Annotated in this window: 17 protein-coding genes; 6 read left to right on the forward strand and 11 right to left on the reverse strand. The window is 64.8% G+C overall.

Going from position 1 to position 18820, the window contains the following annotated elements; translation table 11 throughout:
• Nucleotides 1-83: 83 nt before the first annotated feature.
• Nucleotides 84-980 carry a sigma-70 family RNA polymerase sigma factor gene (locus tag V1283_RS35215; protein WP_334391192.1) on the reverse strand — a complete coding sequence of 299 codons (897 nt, stop codon included), beginning with the start codon at nucleotides 978-980 and terminating at the stop codon, nucleotides 84-86.
• A gap of 21 nt (nucleotides 981-1001) precedes the next feature.
• Nucleotides 1002-1307 carry a hypothetical protein gene (locus V1283_RS35220; RefSeq protein ID WP_334391193.1) on the reverse strand — a complete coding sequence of 102 codons (306 nt, stop codon included), beginning with the start codon at nucleotides 1305-1307 and terminating at the stop codon, nucleotides 1002-1004.
• A gap of 168 nt (nucleotides 1308-1475) precedes the next feature.
• Here V1283_RS35220 and V1283_RS35225 point away from each other — a divergent pair, with 168 nt between their 5' ends.
• Both V1283_RS35225 and V1283_RS35230 read left to right on the forward strand, forming a co-directional pair.
• Nucleotides 1476-2882: an MFS transporter gene (locus tag V1283_RS35225; protein WP_334391194.1), complete on the forward strand. Its 1407-nt coding sequence runs from the start codon at nucleotides 1476-1478 to the stop codon at nucleotides 2880-2882.
• Between the two features lie 113 nt (nucleotides 2883-2995).
• Complete coding sequence (locus tag V1283_RS35230) at nucleotides 2996-4270, forward strand: NAD(P)/FAD-dependent oxidoreductase (protein WP_334391195.1); 1275 nt, start codon at nucleotides 2996-2998, stop codon at nucleotides 4268-4270.
• A 1-nt stretch (nucleotide 4271) separates the two neighbouring features.
• Here the strand turns inward: V1283_RS35230 and V1283_RS35235 are convergent, their stop codons facing one another.
• The 3 genes from V1283_RS35235 to V1283_RS35245 form a co-directional block, all read right to left on the reverse strand.
• Nucleotides 4272-5852 carry a tannase/feruloyl esterase family alpha/beta hydrolase gene (locus tag V1283_RS35235; RefSeq protein WP_442895906.1) on the reverse strand — a complete coding sequence of 527 codons (1581 nt, stop codon included), beginning with the start codon at nucleotides 5850-5852 and terminating at the stop codon, nucleotides 4272-4274.
• Nucleotides 5853-6177: 325 nt separating this feature from the next.
• On the reverse strand, nucleotides 6178-7389 hold the full coding sequence (locus V1283_RS35240; protein ID WP_334391197.1) for an ABC transporter substrate-binding protein: 1212 nt from the start codon (nucleotides 7387-7389) through the stop codon (nucleotides 6178-6180).
• Between the two features lie 106 nt (nucleotides 7390-7495).
• Nucleotides 7496-8707, reverse strand: coding sequence for a cytochrome P450 (locus tag V1283_RS35245; protein ID WP_334391198.1), 1212 nt, complete (start codon nucleotides 8705-8707; stop codon nucleotides 7496-7498).
• Nucleotides 8708-8787: 80 nt separating this feature from the next.
• On the opposite strand from V1283_RS35245, the gene V1283_RS35250 reads away from it, so the two are divergent.
• On the forward strand, nucleotides 8788-9318 hold the full coding sequence (locus V1283_RS35250; RefSeq protein WP_334391199.1) for a MarR family winged helix-turn-helix transcriptional regulator: 531 nt from the start codon (nucleotides 8788-8790) through the stop codon (nucleotides 9316-9318).
• A gap of 255 nt (nucleotides 9319-9573) precedes the next feature.
• Here V1283_RS35250 and V1283_RS35255 read toward each other — a convergent pair whose 3' ends face one another.
• On the reverse strand, nucleotides 9574-10785 hold the full coding sequence (locus tag V1283_RS35255) for an ABC transporter substrate-binding protein (RefSeq protein ID WP_334391200.1): 1212 nt from the start codon (nucleotides 10783-10785) through the stop codon (nucleotides 9574-9576).
• A 112-nt stretch (nucleotides 10786-10897) separates the two neighbouring features.
• Here V1283_RS35255 and V1283_RS35260 point away from each other — a divergent pair, with 112 nt between their 5' ends.
• Complete coding sequence (locus V1283_RS35260) at nucleotides 10898-11413, forward strand: MarR family winged helix-turn-helix transcriptional regulator (RefSeq protein ID WP_334391201.1); 516 nt, start codon at nucleotides 10898-10900, stop codon at nucleotides 11411-11413.
• Between the two features lie 12 nt (nucleotides 11414-11425).
• On the opposite strand, the gene V1283_RS35265 is transcribed toward V1283_RS35260, so the two are convergent.
• Nucleotides 11426-13288 carry a feruloyl-CoA synthase gene (locus V1283_RS35265; RefSeq protein ID WP_334391202.1) on the reverse strand — a complete coding sequence of 621 codons (1863 nt, stop codon included), beginning with the start codon at nucleotides 13286-13288 and terminating at the stop codon, nucleotides 11426-11428.
• Nucleotides 13289-13546: 258 nt separating this feature from the next.
• Here V1283_RS35265 and V1283_RS35270 point away from each other — a divergent pair, with 258 nt between their 5' ends.
• On the forward strand, nucleotides 13547-13975 hold the full coding sequence (locus V1283_RS35270; RefSeq protein ID WP_442895907.1) for a MarR family winged helix-turn-helix transcriptional regulator: 429 nt from the start codon (nucleotides 13547-13549) through the stop codon (nucleotides 13973-13975).
• Nucleotides 13976-14185: 210 nt separating this feature from the next.
• Complete coding sequence (gene atzF / locus V1283_RS35275; protein WP_334391204.1) at nucleotides 14186-15994, forward strand: allophanate hydrolase; 1809 nt, start codon at nucleotides 14186-14188, stop codon at nucleotides 15992-15994.
• Between the two features lie 81 nt (nucleotides 15995-16075).
• Here atzF and V1283_RS35280 read toward each other — a convergent pair whose 3' ends face one another.
• Genes V1283_RS35280 through V1283_RS35295 form a run of 4 tightly spaced genes read right to left on the reverse strand, consistent with a single transcriptional unit; the run spans nucleotide 16076 to nucleotide 18807 of the window.
• Nucleotides 16076-16810: a GntR family transcriptional regulator gene (locus V1283_RS35280; RefSeq protein WP_334391205.1), complete on the reverse strand. Its 735-nt coding sequence runs from the start codon at nucleotides 16808-16810 to the stop codon at nucleotides 16076-16078.
• The gene (gene hpxZ / locus V1283_RS35285) at nucleotides 16807-17217 is read right to left on the reverse strand and encodes an oxalurate catabolism protein HpxZ (protein ID WP_334391206.1); all 411 of its coding nucleotides are present in this window, start codon (nucleotides 17215-17217) and stop codon (nucleotides 16807-16809) included. Before hpxZ ends, V1283_RS35280 begins: the two co-directional genes overlap by 4 nt.
• A gap of 2 nt (nucleotides 17218-17219) precedes the next feature.
• Entirely contained in the window at nucleotides 17220-18617 is a 1398-nt protein-coding gene (locus tag V1283_RS35290; RefSeq protein WP_334391207.1) for an AtzE family amidohydrolase, read from the reverse strand.
• A 7-nt stretch (nucleotides 18618-18624) separates the two neighbouring features.
• Complete coding sequence (locus V1283_RS35295; protein WP_334391208.1) at nucleotides 18625-18807, reverse strand: DUF4089 domain-containing protein; 183 nt, start codon at nucleotides 18805-18807, stop codon at nucleotides 18625-18627.
• Between the last annotated feature and the right edge of the window lie 13 nt (nucleotides 18808-18820).

An 18820-nucleotide genomic window follows, 5' to 3' on the forward strand; every position in this document is an offset into this window, starting at 1 on the left:
TGCACCATAATTCGCGAAAGGCGGGGATGGCAAGAACTATAGTTCCGGTTGCCCCGGCAACAATTGTCGCACCGGGGGCCGGTTCAGACCGAATATTCCGCGCCGTCGATCGCGTACGCCGCATGACGGAAATCCCGGATGGTCGCGACCTGGCCAGCCGCCCAGCCCAGCAGCACGAAGTATTTCGGCCCGGCACCGGGCGCGTTCGGATCGAACACCAGGATGGCGGGACGTCCCTCCACCAGGCCCGGGACCAGATGCCAGTCGTTCACCTTGGAATAATTGCCGAAATAGCGCGACACTTCTGCCTTGCCGCGTATCTGGGTTCTGCTGACGAGATCGAGCCTGACATCGTCAGAGATCATGGCGCGGATCGCGTCGAAATCGCGCGCGTTGAAATGGGCGACATAGGCGCCGAGGCGCGCGCGGTCGGCACCCGATAATTGCTGTTGCGGCGTGTCCTCCGGCTCATCGGCGATTACGCGCAATTGCGCGCGGCCGCGATGCAGCGCGGCCTTGGCCGCAGGCAGGCTGCACTCCATCACCTCGCAGATCTCCGTGAGCGAGCAGCCGAGCACGTCCATCAGGATCACGCTGGAGCGCTGCGCGACCGGCAGGCGCATGAAGGTGCGCAAGGAGGTGGCGGCGATCTGGCGGCTCTCCACGACATCGAGCTGATCCACGATCATGTCCACCTCCTCAGCCGAACGGAGCGCCTCCTGACGGTTGCGCCGGCGCAGGAAATCCAGCGCGGTGTTGTGCGCGATCCGGAACAGCCAGCCTTCGGGATTTTCAATGGGACTGCCGATCTCGCCGGCGGAGGCATAGGCTTCCACCGCCTTGATCAAGGCCTCCTGCAGCACATCCTCGCCGTCGATGACCGAGCCGACCATGCGCGCGCAATAGCGATGCAGCCTTGGCCGCATCGCGACCAGAAGTGCGGCGATATCGACGGCTGACGCCACGGGGACCACAGTCATCCTGCCTCCGGCAAGCGAGCCCTAAGGCTCGCCCAACATGCGGTAGTTACCCACGATGATAGCACCCCGGGGCATCGGCGGCTCGACGCAACGCTCCCGAATGCCGCTCTGGAACGCCTGGAACGCCGCCAGTTTCGGTAGCGGGCTGGAGCCGTCATCCGCGCTCTCCACGAAATGGATGAACGTATCGTCTTCCAGCCGCAGCGTCATGTAGCGCACGTCGTCCGGCTGCGCCACCTTCAACTCGGCAAACACCGCCGCAACCAGTTCGGCGTTTTTATCAGCCAGTTCCGGCTTCGTCTTGTATCTGATCAGGGTCCGTTTCATCGCTGTCTCCCTGGCGCGTCATCGCACCTCGACCCCAAGGACGTTTGGCGACCGGCAAAGGATGCGGGACCGCGAAAAATATTTTCGGCCGCATCCTTTGCCCGTTCCGGTTCGTCTCTCGGCTGGAAGCGCCGCTCACGCGGCGGCGCAGGAAAGCGGAGAACGGCCATGCAGGAACCATACAGCCAAGGCGAAAAATACTGGGTGCTCGGCGTCACGGCGCTGGCATCGTTCATGATGGCGCTGGATGCGATGATCATCACCACGGCGTTTGCCGCCATCCGCGCCGATTTCAGCAGCCCGGTCGAGACGCTGCAATGGACCGTCAACGCCTTCAACCTGACCTTTGCCGTTCTGCTCCTGACCGGAGCCGCGCTCGGCGACCGGTTCGGGCGCCGACGGATGTTCGCAGCCGGCATCGCCCTGTTCACGCTGGCTTCGATCGCGTGTGCGCTCGCAGACACCGCCGTTGCGCTGATCGCGGCGCGCGCCACGCAGGGCGCCGGCGCCGCGCTGGTTATGCCGCTCGCGATGGCGATCGTCAGCGGCGCCTTCGGGCGCGAGGAGCGCGCGCGGGCGCTCGGCATTTTCTCTGGAATCACTGGCCTGGCCCTGATCATCGGCCCCGCCATCGGCGGCTTCATCACCGAGAGTTTTGGATGGCGCTGGATCTTCTGGATCAACCTGCCGATCGGCCTGATCGCGGTCGCGCTGGTGGCGACGCGGCTGCGCGAAAGCTTTGGTCCCGTGGCGCCACTGGACATTCCGGGACTGCTGCTGGTCGCGGTCGCGGCTCTGGCGCTAGTATGGGCGCTGCTGCGCGGCAATGTTGCGGGCTGGGGCAGTCCCGAGGTCATTACGGCGCTCGCCGCAGGCCTGCTGTTTGCGATCGCCTTCGTCGCCCGGGAGCTATGGGCATCAGCGCCGATGGTGCCGATGCGGTTGTTTGGATCTCGCGCGTTCGCGGCGGGCGTTACCGCCAGCTTCCTGTTCTATGCCGCGATGTATGGCGTGCTGTTCCTGTTGCCGCAATTTTTGCAAGTCACGCTTGGCTTCGGCCCGTTCGATGCCGGGCTGCGGCTGCTGCCCTGGACCGCAACGCTGTTCGTGACCGCGCCGATAGCGGGGGCCGCCGTCAGCCGGTTCGGCGAACGGAGGCTGGTGGTGGCCGGATTGTCGATGCAGGCCATCGGCCTTGGCTGGATCGCCGGCATCGTCGCGCCCGATCTCAGCTATCTGGCGCTTGTTGCGCCGCTGGTGCTGGCCGGCACCGGCGTTTCGATGGCGATGCCGGCGGCACAGAACGCGATCCTCGGTTCAGTAGCCGTGACCGAAATGGGCAAGGCCTCCGGTATCTTCAACATGGGGCGTTTTTTCGGCGGCATGTTCGGCATCGCAGCGCTGGTCGCGACCTTCTCCTCAAACGGCGCGATCGATACACCAGCGCATTTCTCGACCGGCTTCGCCGCGGCGATGACGGTCGCGGCCACGCTCTCGCTGCTCGGCGCTTTGGCAGGTCTTTGCCTGCCGGCGCGGCAGCGCGTGCCTGCGTCGCCGAGGCCGCAGAACGCCTGACATCGCCGGCGATACGCTTTCGCTATCGACCGATTGGTAAACACGCCTTGGATCGGGCCTGCGAATGACTACATAATCAGCGTCAGAAGACATCTGAACCGAGGCCGCACCGCATGACCACAGCGCCGAAACAGCCTCATCACGTGGTGATCGTCGGCGCCGGTTTCGGCGGGCTGGAGGCGGCCTTCGGCCTCGCCGGCGCGCCGGTCAAGATCACGCTGATCGATCGCCGCAACCATCATCTGTTCCAGCCGCTGCTCTACCAGGTCGCGACCGCTTCGCTGGCGACGTCGGAAATCGCCTGGCCGATCCGCTACCTGCTGCGCGGACGCAAGGAGGTGACGACGCTGTTCGCAAATGTCAGCGGCGTCGATGCTGCGGGCAAGCGCGTGCTGCTCGATGACGGCGATGCGCTGGCCTATGACACGCTGGTGCTCGCCACCGGCGCCCGCCATGCCTATTTCGGCCACGACGAATGGGAGCCGTTCGCGCCGGGCCTGAAAACGCTGGAGGACGCCACGACGCTCCGACGCCGCATCCTTGTCGCCTTCGAGCGCGCCGAGCGCGAGACCGATCCGGCGCGGCGCGCGGCGCTGTTGACCTTCGTCATCATCGGCGCCGGCCCCACCGGCGTCGAAATGGCCGGAACCATCGCCGACCTCGCCAAGGACACGCTGCCGCCGGATTTTCGCAACATCGACACCCACAAGACCCGCGTCGTGTTGGTCGAGGCCGGCCCGCGCGTGCTCGCAGGCTTTCCCGAGGATCTCTCCGCCTATGCGCAGCGCTCGCTGGAGGAGATCGGCGTCGAGGTGGTGCTGGGGCAGCCCGTCACCGAATGCGCCATCGATGGCGTGGTCTATGGCGGCAACAAGCTGGAGGCCAGAACCATCGTCTGGGCCGCCGGCGTGCGCGCCTCGCGCGCGGCGGAATGGCTGAACGCACCCGCCGACCGCGCCTACCGTTTGAAAGTCGAGCCCGATCTCACCGTGCCCGGCCATCCCGACATCTTTGCCGTTGGCGATACCGTGACGATCGCAGGCCCCGACGGCAATCCCGTGCCCGGCATTGCGCCGGCGGCGAAACAGCAGGGGCGCTACGTGGCGGCGCTGATCAAGGCGCGGCTCGGCGGCGGCACGCTGCCGCCGTTCCGCTACAAGCATGCCGGCAGCCTCGCGCAGATCGGCAAGAAAAAGGCGGTGATCGATTTCGGCTGGATGAAGATGCGCGGCAATCTCGCCTGGTGGATCTGGGGCCTCGCCCACATCTACTTCCTGATCGGCTTGCGCAACCGGCTCAGCGTCGCGCTGAGTTGGCTATGGATCCACGCCCGCGACCAGCGCGCCGCGCGGCTGATCACGCAGGGCTCGAGCAAGGTCACGGGCTAGATTACGGCGCGCAGGCAAAACTTGCTGCGCGATTGATTTCTCCCGATTTGTAATGCGGCCATGCCGGCCATTGGCACAAGGGCAGCGCGCGCGTCGCTTCAAACGCCGGCGCTTCGACTTTCTGCTCGGTCACTTCGAGATCGCCGGGCGCCTTGCCATTCTCGACCCAGTCGACCAGCACGGCCAGCATGTCGACATTGGCGGGCGCGCCGGAGCCGACATGATCGACGCCGGGCGCCGTGTAGAGCCGGGCGAATTCCGCCGTCTTCTCCTTGCCCAGCTTGCGCTGCACGTTTTCGAAGTAGCGGATTCCTGCATAGGGGCTCTGGGCGTAGTCGGCCATGTGCTCGAGGACGACGAGCTTGCCGCCACGCGCGGCAAAGCGGCTCAGATCCGGATTGGTCGAATCCATCAATCGCGACACTTGAAGCAGGCGCTCCTTGTGCTCTTCAGGCTTGTATGTCGTGACGTCGAGCTTCGGATCGCGCGCAAACACATACTGGATGCCGCCCGCGCCGTAGATCCAGGCAATGCCGTTGGCCGGCACCGGCGGCTGCGCCGGCGCCGCCTTGCCGACCCACCAGGAAATCCAGCCGCCGGTCGGACCGAAGGCAGGCGTGTTTTCGCCCGAGACGCCCCAGCCGGGATAATCATCAAGGCCGTTCTCCAGCGCAAAGGAGAACTTGTAGGTCGAATGAAGCGTCTTGATCGCCGCGATCTGCGGATCGGTCAGGCACGCGTCGCCGCTCTGGCCCGCGGCGCAGCGCAGTGAGTCCGGCTGGAATTTCGCCTTGCAGCCAACCGGATCCAGAACGAGCAAATCCTCGGCGCCATCGGCCTTGTCGCAAGCCTGCAGCACCGCCTTGGCAACGAGTTCGACCTGGGCAGGACGAATCCAGCCCTCCCCCATCGTTGCGAGCCCCGAGCGCGTCCCGGCATGCTGCAATCCAACCCAGTTGATGACGGGCACGCGGGCAAAGATGCCGTCAAAGTCGTCCGGATAACGCTGCGCCATCGTCAGCGCCTCGCGGCCGCCCTCCGACGATCCCATGAAATACAGTTTTGAAGGCGGGTTACCGTAGGCGCGCTCCATCAGCGCAACGGCGGCATCCCGCACCCGCTTGTAGGATCGATGCGCAAAATTCTCGAACGCCTCGTCGTTGAGCGCAAACACCTGCGGCGGCTCGCCCTGTTTGGTTTCGTGGCCGGAATCCGTGCCGTAGGTGACAAAGCCGCGCGCCAGCGGCGAAGGCGCGCCGAACGGATAGGCCGGCGGCAGACCGAGGCCGGTGATCAGCACGCCGTTGAAGCCGCCACCGCCATATTGCAGCGAGCGGCCGTTCCATTCGACCGGGAGGTTCACCTGGAATTTGATTGGCGGTGCATTCGGATCGGCCGGGGCGATCTGGCCGAGGACTTTGCAGAATTCCGGATTGGCCGGGGTAACGCGTGCCGCTGGCGTCGGTCCTCTTTCGATGACTGCAAGCGGTGCAGGTGCGATCATGGAGGCGGATTCGACCCGGACGGCATTATCGGTCGGCCGGATAAGATCGCTGCAGGTCGCGGCCGGCTCGCCGGTCATTTTCGCGGCCATCGCATCCGCACTAACGAGCGAGGTCGCAGCGAGCAGCGCGGCCAACTGAGTCCACGCGCGCATATCGAGCTTGAAGTGTTGCATCGTTTCCCCCGCTATCATCTTGCAGCCGCGTTTTGGCCGGCCGTCATGCCTACAATGGTTCGCGCGATGCGGACGTCAATCGAAATAAGAACGAGCGGCGTCGACGTCTGATATCCGTTATGCGGCGCCCCCACCCATAGCCGATGCTTCGCATCGGCGTCATCTTGAAGAACGGCGGCCAGAGGCCGCCTATGCCTCCCCCGCAAGCGCGGGAGAGGGAGGGGAAGCGTCACTTCACCAGCGAGCAGCCGCCGTCGGCGAGCGGGCGGAACGCCTGGTCGGCCGGAATGGTCGAAACCAGCTTGTAATAGTCGTACGGATATTTCGACTCTTCCGGCTTCTTTACTTCGAACAGGTACATCGGGTGAATGACGCGGCCGTCCTGGCGGATGGTGACGTCGCCGAACAATTTGTCCTTGCCCTTGAACTTCTTCATCTCAGGCACCGCATCCTTGGCATGATCGCTGCCGGTCGCGGCCACCGCGTTGAGATAGGCGAGCGTCGAGGCATAGACGCCAGCCTGGTTGCCGCTCGGCATCTTGCCGTTCATGCCCGGCCGCGCCGCGAAGCGTTTTGCAAACGCGCGGGTATCATCGTCCATGTCCCAATAGAAGGCTTCGAGAAGCTGCAGGCCCTGCGCGACCTTCAATCCCATGCCGTGGACGTCGTTGACGAACAGCAGGAACGCCACCATGGTCTGGCCGCTCTGCTGGATGCCGAACTCGTTGGCCTGCTTGACCGCGTTGATGGTGTCGCCGCCGGCATTGGCAAGACCGATCACCTTGGATTTGGAATTTTGCGCCTGCAGCAGGAAGGAGGCGAAATCCGAGGTGCCGAGCGGATGCTTGCTCGAACCCAGCACCTTGCCGCCGTGCTTCTCGATGTAGTTGGTGGCTTCCGCCTCGATACCCTTGCCGAGCGCGTAGTCGACCGTGACGAAGTACCAGTCCTTGCCGCCGCGTGCCATCATCGCCGCCGCTGTCGTGTTGCCGGTCGCCCAGGCGTCGTTGACCCATTGGATGGTGTTGGGCGAACAGGCCTTGCCGGTGAGATCGGAACTGGCGGTGGACGACGCCAGGAACGTCATCCGCGAATCCCGCAGCAGCGAATTGATGGAAAGACCGACGGCCGAATTCGGCACGTCGACGATGGCGTCGACACCTTCGACATCGAGCCATTTGCGCGCGATCGCCTGTCCGACATCGGCCTTGTTCTGGTGATCGGCATAGACGATTTCGACCTTGATGCCCTTGCCGCCGCCGTTGAAATCTTCCGCCGCCATGCGGGCGGCTTCCACCGAACCCATGCCGTTGGTATCCTGGAAGATGCCGGAGATGTCGTTGAGCACGCCGACGCGGACGACGTTATCGGAAATCTCCGCACGCGCCGCGTTCGTCGCGAACGACAAGGCCAGCGCCAGACCCAATCCTAAACCCCGCATTGTTTTCTCCTCCGATGTTGATTGAGCGTTCCCGGACTTTCGCCGGGTTTGCGATTGGCGCGACGCGCCGCTGGAGCTGCCGATCAGATGCCGGGGATGGTATCCGTCAGGCCGCGGAAATAGTGATCGGAAGACTGTCCAGACCACGCAGCGTGTTGTTGTAGCGGCGCTTCACGGGTCCAGTGATCTCGATGCTGCCGACCCGGCGGGCGATGGCCGCCATCATCACTTCGCCTTCGAGGCGCGCGACAAGCTGGCCGACGCACATGTGAATGCCTGAGCCGTAGCCGACATGGCCCGATGCGCGGCGGGTGATGTCGTAACGATCGGCATCTTCCCAGCGGCGCGGATCGCGATTGGCGGCCCCAAGGAACATCAGAACCTTCTCGCCCTCGCCGATCACGTGTCCGCCAAGCTCGACTTCGCGCGTCGTGGTACGGAAGAAGGTCTGCACCGGGCTTTCGAAGCGGACCGCTTCCTCGAAGGCATTGCGTGCCAGCGTGGGATCGCTGCGCAGCTTTGCCAGTTGTTCCGGAAAACGCGCGAGGCAATAGACGGCGGCACCGATGCCGTAGACGGTGGTATCGAGCCCGGCCGACAGCAGCGACCGCACCAGAAGCGGGGCTTCCTCATGGGTGATTTCGCCGGCATCGGCGCGGGCATGGATGCAGGCGCCGAAGCCGCCGGGGACGAGATTCTCGCGTTGGCATTGTTCGGCGACATAGGCCTGATGCGGCGCTGAGCGCTCGATCGCCTCCTGGCGCAACTGGTTCGGCGGCCCGAACGCGTTGAACACCAGGCTGGCATAGGGCAGCAGATGCTCGCGCCCTTCCTGCTTCAGTCCGAGCGCATCGGGGAAGACCGACAAGGGATAAGCTTCCGCAAGATCGGTGATGGCATCGAAGCTGCCGCGCGAGAGCAGCTTATCGACCTTGGCTTCGGCCAATGCGGTGAAATGAGCGCGCAACGGCTTCATAGCGGTGGCCGACAGCACCTGATTCAGCACCGCGCGTGTTCGGGTGTGGGCCGGAGGGTCCGCCTCCAGGATGATGCTTTGCGGGCGCCACGGCTTCTCCTTGGCAAAATCGCTTAAACCCACGCCACGGCCCGAGCAGAACGTCAGGGGATCGTGGAGGACGCCATGCACCTCGGCATAGCGCGCCACGCCATAGATGCCCCACTTGGCGAGCCACACCACTGGTCCGGCCTCGCGCAAGACCTGGTGAATCGTGTGCATATCGTCGAAGAACCCGGTCGAGAACGGGTCGACGTCGAGGCTCGGGACGCCGGTCGGCGCTGCTTGATCGGTCGCGCTCATGTGGGTCTCCTGCATAATGTGCTTGCAGAGCGGTGTGCGCTGTCTCTATGTCTGGAACGCTGGAGCGGCTTCGGAAGAGCATGAGCAGGAACAGACAGGCGCGCGTGCCCCGCGCGGGCGCGGCAGGCAGGAGCGGACGGGCCGAACAGGTGCTCGACCTCGACCGTTATGTTCCGGCGCTCATCACCTTCATCGCCAACAAATTGTCGCGCAGCGCGACCGTGGTCTATCAGAAGCGCTTTGGCGTCAACGTCACGGAATGGCGGATCCTGTCGCTGCTGGCGATCGAGCCGGAGATTTCCGCGGCCCGCATCTGCCATGTGATCGGCTTCGACAAGGGGCCGGTCAGCCGGACGCTGGGCGGCATGGAGGAGCGCGGGCTGGTCAGCATCCGGGCCGACCGGCAGGACGGGCGCACCCATTCGATCTCGCTGACCGCAAAGGGATTTACCACCCACGACCAGGTCATCGCGGTCGCGCTCGAGCGTGAACGCCGCCTGCTCTCCTGCCTGAACAAGCCGGAGCGGGAAACCCTGATCGGGCTGCTGCTGCGGGTTCACGGCAATCTCGACGCCGTGAAAGGCGCGGGCGAAGTCGACACCCGGGACTGAGCCGAACGCATTGGCCGGGCCTCGCTGAACGCCGCCGCCATCGCATCGCGTACGCAGTACCGCACTGTGTCGTGACGAGCCGACACGCCCAAGCATCTGTTTCTCCCTGCGCGGCCCGGCAATCTCTGTGCTCTACAATCGGCCGCTTGTCGAAAACAGGCTCGCACAAATTAGTTGCCTTAGCAACATATACGACGAACCCCCATGGTCGATTTCCGGCTCCCGTCGGTTCCTGCCGGCAGCAAGCCGATCAGATTATTTCTTGACCAGCGGGCAGTTGCCCTCGCTTTCGGGGCGAAACGCCTGATCACCGGGAATGGTTGCGACGACCTTCAGCAGGTCCCATTTCGACGTGGACTCGTCGGGCTTCTTGACCTCCAGCAGATAGAACGGATGAATCTTGCGCCCGTCGCTGCGAATAGTTCCCTTGCCGAACAGCGGATCGTCTGTCGGCATCGCCTTCATCGCCGCGACCACGGCCTTGCCGTCGGCGGCGCCGCCGACCTTGTCGACCGCTTTCAGGTAATGCAGCACGGATGCATAGACGCCGGCCTGCATGTCATTCGGATAATTCTTCTGCGGATGGCGTTCGGCGAACCGCCTGGCGAAGGCGCGCGTGCCGTCGTTCAAATCCCAGTAGAACGGATTCATGATCTGCGCGCCCTGCGCCGCCTTCAGGCCGAGCGCGGGAATTCCGTTCATGCCGAGGATCAGCCCGACCAGCTTCTGCTTCTGCGTCAGCCCGAATTCCGCCGCCTGCTTGATCGAGGTGATGGTGTCGTCGCCCGCATTGGCGACGCCGACGATGTCAGCGCCCGAGGCCTGCGCCTGCAGCAGGAAGGATGCGTAGTCGGCGGTGCCGAGCGGATGGCGTACGGCGCCGAGCACTTCTCCGCCCGCCGCCTTGACGCCTTCCATCGCCTGCTTCTCCAGATCGTGGCCGAAGGCGTAATCGGCGGTCAGGAAGAACCATTTCTTGCCGCCCTGCGCGACCACGGCTTTGCCGAGCCCGCGGCCATAGGCGTAGGTGTCGTAGGTCCAGTGCACGGTATTTGGCGTGCACTTTTCGCCGGTGAGCAGCGCGGTGCCGGCGCCGGAGCCGATGAAGACCTTGTTCTTCTGCTCGCTCATATTGGCGACCGCGAGCGCAATCGCCGAGTTCGGCAGATCGAAGATGGCGTCGATGTTTTCGGTGTCGTACCAGCGCCGTGCGATGCCGACGCCGACATCGGTCTTGTTCTGGTGATCGGCGGTGATGATTTCGACGGGCTTGCCGGCGGCCTTGCCGCCATAATCCTCCACGGCCATTTGCGCTGATATGACCGAACCTATGCCCTGATAGGTCGAAAACACGCCCGACTGATCGTTGAGCACGCCGATCCGGACGCGATCCTGGCCGAAAGCGGCGCTGACGAAGCTACCGCCGAGCGCGGCAACGAGCATTCCTGTGCGAAACGACTGTCGCATGCATTCCCTCCTTGTGTGGAAAAGGCGGCCTTCGCGACCACTTCGAAATTACTTATAACTTATAAGCATTTTGAGGATTGTCAATTCACGTAACGCCAAGCAAGCTGTTGCCATGGGAACAACCGCCAAAGTTTCGACGCGCAAGGCCAACGGGGCAGCCAGTCCGGCCGGGCCGGATGCCGACCAGGAACTCGATCTCACCGCGCTACGGCAGACCCCGGGATTCATGATCCGGATCCTGCAGTTGCAGAATTTCGAGGCGTTTTATCCGTATTTCGAATCGCTAAAACTCTCGCCGCTCGAATACGCCATCCTCATCACGGTGCGCGACAACAAGACGGTGACGCAGAGCGAGCTTGCCGCCGTGCTGAAAATGCAACTGCCCAATTTGGTGAAGATCCTGTCGCGGATGGAGGAGACCGGCGTTTTGAAGCGCAAGCGGTCCACGCGGGACAAGCGGGCGGTCGAGCTCAGCCTCAGCGCGGCGGGCGAGCGGCGCGCCGACGAGGCCAGCCGGCTCGGCGAGAGGTTCAATGCGCAGACGCTGTCCGCGCTCAGCAAGCCCGAGCAAACAGCCTTTCTCCAGATGCTGGTGCGGCTGGTCGAAGCGCACAAGAACGGATTTTGAGGCGACTGCGTCTCAGCCGGCGCAACCGATCCATTCGGCCGAGGAATCGTCGTCGAGCGTTGCTACCGCGCCCGCGCGGCGTGTCAGCACCGCGCGCTGGTTGATGTAGCCCTTGTCGGTGATCTCGCCGCCGTCGACGGAGGCGATTTCAGCCAGCAGCAGCGCCCGCGTGGCGTGGCCGGATGAATTGCCGCTTTGCGCCTTCAGTTTCGCAAGGCCTTGCGCAATCGAGCCGCGGACCTTGTCGTGCGAGATGACGTCTTTCACATCGGCGTTGTCGGGCAACCCGGCATGCGCCCGGCAGGCGGCGATGTTCGGGAACACCAGGAAACGGACCTCGTCGCCGCCATGGCCGGTCACGACAATATCCTGTGCCAGAGGCGCCAGTGCCGCGATGCCGGCCACGCGCAAGGTTCCGACGCTGACCCAGGTGCCGGAATTGAGCTTGAAATCTTCCGCGACGCGGCCGTCGAAAAATAATCCAAGTTCGGGCCGCTCCGGATCGGCAAAGGTCACGGCGTCGCCAATTAAATAGAAGCCTTCCGCGTCGAACGCCTGTGCGGTCAATTCCGGCGCCTTCCAGTAGCCGGGCGTGACGTTGGGACCGCGCACGCGCACCTCCAGCTTGTCGCCTGACAGCACCAGCTTCAGTTCGGTGCCCGGTATCGGCACGCCGATATTGCCGGAGCGTTTGGCCTGGAAATGGCAGTCCGTCGCCAGCGGCGAGGTCTCGGTCGAACCCCAGGCCGACACCATCGGCATCGCGCGGCCGATCGTTTTGATCGAGAGCTCTTCCAGCGCATCCCAGAGATTCTGCGGTAGCGCAGCGCCCGCGTAGAAGGCGAATTTCACTTCGCTGAAGAATTTCTTGCGCAACTCCTCATCGCTGCGCAGCGCTGCGATCAGCATGTCGAAACCACGCGGCACGTTGAAATAGACCGTCGGCATCACGCTGCGCAGATTGGCCAGCGAGGTCGCGAACAGTCCGGGCGCCGGCTTGCCGCCGTCGACATAGAGCGTGCCGCCGTTGCGCAGCACCAGATTGAAATTGTGGTTGGCGCCGAAGGTGTGGCTCCAGGGGAGCCAGTCGAGGATCACGAGATCCTCGCTGGTATCTTCGAGGAACGTCCAGGTCTGCGCCTTGGCCTGCTGGCTCGCGGTCAGCATGCGCTGGGTGTTGATGACCGCCTTTGGCGTGCCGGTCGAACCTGACGTGAACAGGAATTTTGCGATCGTGTCGGGCGTGATCGCAGCAAATGCCTTTTCGACATCAGGCGTTTCCGGCGTGGCCGCGATGCTGCGGAACGAGATGGCGCCGGTGTCGCCGGCGCTGCCGCTGACGATCGCAGCCGAATGCAACGGCTGGATCGCCGCCAGCGCCGCGGCAAACGGTTTTGTGCCGGAAACATAAATCGCGCCGGGCCCGAGCAGCGTGATCATGCTCTTGAGCTTGTCGAAGTCCTTGGACATCAGCGAATAGGCCGGCGAGATCGCCGCTGATGGCACGCCGACATGCTGGGCTGCGAGCGCGAACAGCGCGTGCTCGACGCTGTTGTCGGACAGGATGACTAATGGACGTTCGGTGCTCAGCCCTTGCGCGAGGATCCACGCCGCCGCCGAACGCACCTGCTGCAAGGCGTCCTTGTAGGTGACGGTCGACCACGGCGCATCGGCGCTCGTCCGATCGGCAAGAAAAATCCGATCCGGCGCCTGCCGCGCCCAGTGCTCCAGCCAGTCGCCGATGCAGCGCGCAGCCGGCCGAAGCGGCGCGGTCGACTTCACCACAATGCTGCCGTCGGCGCGGCTGTCGGCGACAATCGCTGGCGTCGCGAACAGGCTGCGGGAATTGTCACCGCTTGCGGCGGCGAGGGTCATGGTTTCCTCCTGTCCCGGCTGGTTACGGGATTGCCGCGCATCATGCCGGCGTGCAGCTCGAAGGGGCCGCTTGGTCCCAATGTTGAGCACACCAATTGTTGTCGTCAACAACAATCTTCCCCTGAAGGCCGCGAAGCGCTAGAAGGAGAGGCGATGGCGGGAAACAGTCACATGCCCAGAACGGCCAAATCGCGCGCGGGCGCGCGACCGCGTTCCGGCCGGACGCAAGATCGAAACGGCAGCGCGCCCAGCGACGTCATGAATGACGAGATCGCCCTCGATGCGCTGGCCGGCCACGCTGGCTATGCGGTGCGGCGTTTCCAGATCTGGATTTTTCAGGATTTTATCCGCACGCTGGCCGCCGTTGACATCAGGCCGACGCAGTATTCGGTGATGACGGTGATCGGCGCCAATCCCGGCCTGAGCCAGATGGCGGTCGCCAAGCGGCTCGGGATCGAACGCGCCAGGCTGGTGCATCTGCTGGACAGTCTCGAACAGCGCGATCTCGTCAGCCGCGTCAGATCGGCCACCGACCGGCGCTCTCACGCCTTGCACCTGACCGCCCGCGGCCGGACCGCGCTAACGCAGTTCAGGCGGCTCGCCGCCGAACATGAGCGCCATGTGGCCGATAAGATCGGCAAGGAAAACCGGGAACGGCTGTTGCAGATCCTGTCCGCGTTCACCTGAGCGAGGCCGCCGCCTCGTCTTGGGTTCTCGTCGCCTAAACTTTAGACAGCCATTCGAGCGCCCCAGGCTCGCAGCACGGGTGTGCTCGTATCCTAAATGACTGATATTACGTATCTATCGTTTAGAGCTGGCTCCGCCCAACGATTGTACACAATGGCACATCGCTTGCTTCATTCGCGGTAACCTTTGCTCGCTGGAGTTTTGCTCGCCATGGGGTCTGACGCACCTGAAACCGTTGCCGCCATCGTCGCCGCGCACCGCGCCGCGACCGTGACCCCGGCGCAAACCATCGCCCGCTTCTATCAGCGCATCCGCGCCTATAACGATCCGGCCGTGTTCATCAGCCTGCGCGACGAGAAAGATGCGCTGGCGGAGGCCGAAGCGCTGGCCTCGAAAGACGCGGCGGCGCTTCCGCTTTTCGGCGTCCCGGTCGCGGTGAAGGATAATATCGACGCGCAGGGCCTGCCGACCACGGCGGCCTGCCCGGCCTTCTCCTATTCGCCGGCGCAGGATTCAACGGCCGTGGCAAAGCTGCGGGCGGCCGGCGCCATCATCATCGGCAAGACCAATCTCGACCAGTTTGCGACCGGCCTTGTCGGTGTCCGCTCGCCCTATGGCATCCCCATCAATCCGATCCGCGCTGATTTGATTCCGGGCGGATCGAGTTCGGGATCGGCGGTCGCTGTTTCCGCCGGCCTCGTGCCGCTCGCACTCGGCACCGACACGGCGGGTTCGGGCCGCGTGCCCGCGATGCTCAACAACATCGTCGGGCTGAAACCGAGCCTCGGGCTGATCTCCAACGCCGGACTCGTTCCGGCGTGCCGGACGCTGGACTGCATTTCGGTGTTCTCGCTCACCGTCGACGATGCGATGACGGCGCTGGCGGCGATGGCAGGACCCGACGGCGCCGATCCGTTTTCGCGCGACCGGCCGCTGGGAGCCGTGTCCGCGTTTCCCGAAAAACTCCGGCTCGGTGTGCCGCGCAACGGCCAATTGATCTTCTTCGGCGACCGCGCCGCGGAGAAAGCCTATGGCGAGGCGCTCGAGCGTTGGACATCGCTCGGCGCCACGCTGGTCGAATTCGATCTGGAGCCGTTTTATGAGACCGCGCGGCTGCTCTATGAGGGCCCGTGGGTCGCCGAACGGTACCTTGTCATCCGCGACCTGCTGGCGTCGGCGCCGGATTCGATCCATCCGGTAACCCGCGAGATCACGGCGGCCGGCGCGCGGCTGACGGCCGCCGACACTTTTGCCTCGCTCTATCGGCTGCAGGCGCTGCGCCGTGTCGCCGAGCGCTCTTTCGCCAATTTCGAAGCGATGGTGCTGCCGACGGCGCCGACCGCCTATTCGACCGCGCAGGTGCTGGCCAATCCGGTCGAGCTCAACAGCCGGCTCGGCACCTACACCAATTTTGTGAATTTGCTCGACCTCTGCGGGCTGGCGCTGCCGGCTGCCATGCGCACCGACGGCATTCCATTCGGCATCACGCTGTTGGCGCCCGCAGGCCACGACGGGGCGCTCGCCAGCATCGGGCGCGTGTTTCACGCCGACACCAGGCTGAAGATGGGAGCCAAGGGCCTGACACAGCCCGCGCTCGCGGCTTTGCCGGCCGAGGCGAGCGGCGACGACATCACCCTCGCCGTGGTCGGCGCGCATCTCTCCGGCATGGCGCTCAATGGCGAACTGCAGGCGCTCGGCGGGCGCCTGCTCGAGGCGACCACGACCGCGCCGGATTACAAACTATATGCGCTCGACACCACGCCACCAAAACCCGGCATGCTGCGCGTGGACGCGGGCGCGGGCAGCTCGATCAAGCTGGAGCTATGGGCGCTGTCGGCGGCAGCCTTCGGCAAATTCGTCGCCGCGATCCCGCCGCCGCTCGGGATCGGCACGGTACGGCTGGCGGACGGACGCGGGGTGAAGGGCTTTATGGTCGAGCCCGTAGCGATCGAAGGCGCGCGCGATATTTCCGCGTTCGGCGGCTGGCGCGCGTTTGTGGCGGAGAAGGCGAGGGTTTGATGAGCGCGAATGGGGAGTGGCGAATAGCGAGTAGCGAAAAAAAATTCCCCATTCGCTATTCGCCACTCCCCATTCGCCCACTTACACCGACACCGCGTAGAGTTCGTATTCTCCGCGCACCAGTTCGATATGGGCGCGCATCGCGGCGGCGGCGCCGGCCTTGTCGCCGCGCATGATCGCGACCACGACGCGGTCGTGTTCGGCGTGCGATTTCGCCAGCCGCCCGAGGTTACGGAACTGGGCGCGGCGGAACGGTTGCACGCGCACCCGCGTCGCCAGCGTCATCTCGGCGATGTAGCTGTTCTGCGAACCGGCATAGATCGCGTTGTGAAAGCGCTCGTTGACCTCGTGGAAGCGTTCGGGATTGCCGGCGTGACTGAGCACCCGCAATTCCTCATGGATCGCCTCCAGCTTCTGGCGATCAGCCGGCGGCATCCGCTCCGCAGCGAGCCCCGCGCACAACGCTTCCAGTTCCGCCATCGCCTCGAACATTTCCGTCAGCCGGTCGAGCGACGGCTGCGCGACCACGGCCCCGCGATGGGCGCGGGCCTCGACCAGGCCGCTCGCCACTAATTGCCGCAGCGCCTCGCGGACCGGCGTGCGCGACACGGAAAAGCGCCGCGCGATATCGGTCTCGTCGAGCGCCGATCCCGGCGGCAGCACACCGCGCACGATCTCGTCAGCAAGCTGCAGTCGCAGCTCTTCCGCGCGCGTGACCTTGTCCCGCAGCGGCGAAGGCCGATCGACGCGCCGGACCGGCGTCTCGGCGTCCGCGCCGGATGGCGGCGTTCGGGTGGGGAGGTCATCGAGACTCATGACTTCGAATCCACCTTGGGAGCGTCGGGATCATCGATGATGCTGACATGGGCCGCGACAATCCTCCAGCCTTCCGGAAAACGCACCCAGGTCTGCATCTGCCGTCCTACCCTGCCCGACACTCCATCGCGATAGAACAGCGTTGAGGCGACCGCGGCATCCCGCCCATAGGTCGTGATTACGGTCTTGTCGGTCCGCCGCATCAGCCCGACCGGCGAGCGCGCCGCGCGAAACGCCATGATCGCATCGTAGCCATAGAGATTTTCGCCGATGCCATAGCGCAGCGTGCGCGGATCGCTGCGGAACAATTCGTCGAGCACCGCGACGTCGTTCGACACCAGCGCCTTCTCGTAGCGCGCGAATTGCGCGGTGACTTCGGCGAGCACGTCCGGCAGATCGATCTCCATAACTATAATCCTCTCGGCAGCGGCGCGGTGGCGACGCCGGCGCGCTCTAACGCATGCGCAACGCGTAGCGCGATATCTTCCCGCCAGGGAGCGGCGATGATCTGCACGCCAATCGGCATCGGCACCAGCGGAATTGGCACTGCGGCCACGGGCAGGCCGATGAACGAAATCGGCTGGGTGTGAATGCCGATATTGGCGCGCACCGGCAATTCGACGCCGTCGAGCACGAAGTTTACCTGCCCGAGCTTCGGCGCGATGCAGGGCGTGGCCGGCGCGATGATCACGTCGACCGACTTGAACAGCTCAAGCACTCTTGCCCGATACCAGCGGCGAAATTTCTGCGCGCGGTCGACCAGCGGTGCCGGGACCATTGCACCGGCAATCAGGCGGTCGCGCACCGCCGGATCGAAATCGTTCGGGCGCTTGCGCAGGCGATCGAGATGTAGCGAAGCGCCTTCGGTCGTGGTGATCACGTAAGCTGCGGCGCGGGCGCGCGCGGCTTCGGGAATTTCGACCGTTGTCGTGGCGTCGAGCGCTTTCGCAACGCGCGAAACAGCCTCGACGGCTTCGGGAAAGACGTTCTTCTGAAAGTAGCCGCCGGCCACCGCGACCCGCAGGCCCGTGACACCCTGCACGAGTAGCGGCGTGGCCGGTTCGACCGGGCGCGTCGTGCAGGCCGCGTCGTCGGCGTCCGGCCCCTGCATGGCGTCATAGGCCAGCGCGAGGTCGCCGACGCTGCGCGCGAACGGGCCGAGATGATCGAAGCTTGCGACAAACGGAAACGAGCGCGCGCGCGACAGCCGGCCGTAGGTCGGCTTGAGGCCAAAGACCCCGCAGAACGACGACGGCACGCGGATCGATCCGTTGGTGTCCGACCCCAGGGCGATCGGGATCAGACCGCCGCCGACCGCACTGCCCGAGCCACCCGACGAGCCGCCGGTCATCCGCGTCGGATCGTGCGGATTGCGCGACGGGCCGTCATGGACGTTCTCGCCGGTAAAGTCATAGGCGTATTCGCCCATGTTGAGCGCGCCGACCAGCACGGCGCCGGCCGCCTCCATCCGCTCGATCAGCGTGGCATCGCGCGCTGACGGCGCCAGATCGCGATTGATCTTCGACCCGGCGCGGGTGGCAAGGCCCTTGACGTCGAACAGGTTCTTCACCGCGAACGGCACGCCGGCGAGTGGCCCGACCCTCTCGCCGGCGGCGATCGCGGCATCGACCGCGCGGGCTTTCGCGCGCGCGCGGTCGGCGGTGATGTCGGTGAACGAATTCAGGACGGGATCGTGTCTGGCGATCCGCGCCAGGGCGGCCTCGGTCGCATCGAGCGCGGAAAGCTTGCGGTCCGTTACGGCTTGCGCGATTTGCTGGGCTGACAATCCGTCGGTGTTTGTGATCATGGCACTATCACGCGGTGTAGACACTGGCCGGCTCGGTTTCATCCGGCAGCGGGAACTCATCGACCAGCCGCGCCAGCCTCAGCGACACTTCGAGGTTCGCCCGCACGGCAGGCCGCCAGGCTTCCTCGACCGGCAGCGCCAGCGCCTTTGCGACGGCATCGATGTAACTATCAAGATGATCGGCGGCCATTTCGCTCCCACTC

The organism is Bradyrhizobium sp. AZCC 2262 (genome assembly GCF_036924535.1).
Lineage (GTDB): Bacteria > Pseudomonadota > Alphaproteobacteria > Rhizobiales > Xanthobacteraceae > Bradyrhizobium.

What these genes read in the sequence shown, in the direction of transcription:
- V1283_RS35230 (WP_334391195.1), top strand. Translation starts at nt 2,996, where the DNA reads ATGACCACAGCGCCGAAACAGCCTCATCACGTGGTGATCGTCGGCGCC.
- V1283_RS35240 (WP_334391197.1), bottom strand. Translation starts at nt 7,389, where the DNA reads ATGCGGGGTTTAGGATTGGGTCTGGCGCTGGCCTTGTCGTTCGCGACG.
- V1283_RS35225 (WP_334391194.1), top strand. Translation starts at nt 1,476, where the DNA reads ATGCAGGAACCATACAGCCAAGGCGAAAAATACTGGGTGCTCGGCGTC.
- V1283_RS35220 (WP_334391193.1), bottom strand. Translation starts at nt 1,307, where the DNA reads ATGAAACGGACCCTGATCAGATACAAGACGAAGCCGGAACTGGCTGAT.
- V1283_RS35265 (WP_334391202.1), bottom strand. Translation starts at nt 13,288, where the DNA reads ATGACCCTCGCCGCCGCAAGCGGTGACAATTCCCGCAGCCTGTTCGCG.
- V1283_RS35215 (WP_334391192.1), bottom strand. Translation starts at nt 980, where the DNA reads ATGACTGTGGTCCCCGTGGCGTCAGCCGTCGATATCGCCGCACTTCTG.
- hpxZ (WP_334391206.1), bottom strand. Translation starts at nt 17,217, where the DNA reads ATGGAGATCGATCTGCCGGACGTGCTCGCCGAAGTCACCGCGCAATTC.
- V1283_RS35235 (WP_442895906.1), bottom strand. Translation starts at nt 5,852, where the DNA reads ATGACCGGCGAGCCGGCCGCGACCTGCAGCGATCTTATCCGGCCGACC.
- V1283_RS35270 (WP_442895907.1), top strand. Translation starts at nt 13,547, where the DNA reads ATGAATGACGAGATCGCCCTCGATGCGCTGGCCGGCCACGCTGGCTAT.
- V1283_RS35245 (WP_334391198.1), bottom strand. Translation starts at nt 8,707, where the DNA reads ATGAGCGCGACCGATCAAGCAGCGCCGACCGGCGTCCCGAGCCTCGAC.
- V1283_RS35260 (WP_334391201.1), top strand. Translation starts at nt 10,898, where the DNA reads ATGGGAACAACCGCCAAAGTTTCGACGCGCAAGGCCAACGGGGCAGCC.
- V1283_RS35290 (WP_334391207.1), bottom strand. Translation starts at nt 18,617, where the DNA reads ATGATCACAAACACCGACGGATTGTCAGCCCAGCAAATCGCGCAAGCC.
- V1283_RS35295 (WP_334391208.1), bottom strand. Translation starts at nt 18,807, where the DNA reads ATGGCCGCCGATCATCTTGATAGTTACATCGATGCCGTCGCAAAGGCG.
- V1283_RS35255 (WP_334391200.1), bottom strand. Translation starts at nt 10,785, where the DNA reads ATGCGACAGTCGTTTCGCACAGGAATGCTCGTTGCCGCGCTCGGCGGT.
- V1283_RS35250 (WP_334391199.1), top strand. Translation starts at nt 8,788, where the DNA reads ATGAGCAGGAACAGACAGGCGCGCGTGCCCCGCGCGGGCGCGGCAGGC.
- atzF (WP_334391204.1), top strand. Translation starts at nt 14,186, where the DNA reads ATGGGGTCTGACGCACCTGAAACCGTTGCCGCCATCGTCGCCGCGCAC.
- V1283_RS35280 (WP_334391205.1), bottom strand. Translation starts at nt 16,810, where the DNA reads ATGAGTCTCGATGACCTCCCCACCCGAACGCCGCCATCCGGCGCGGAC.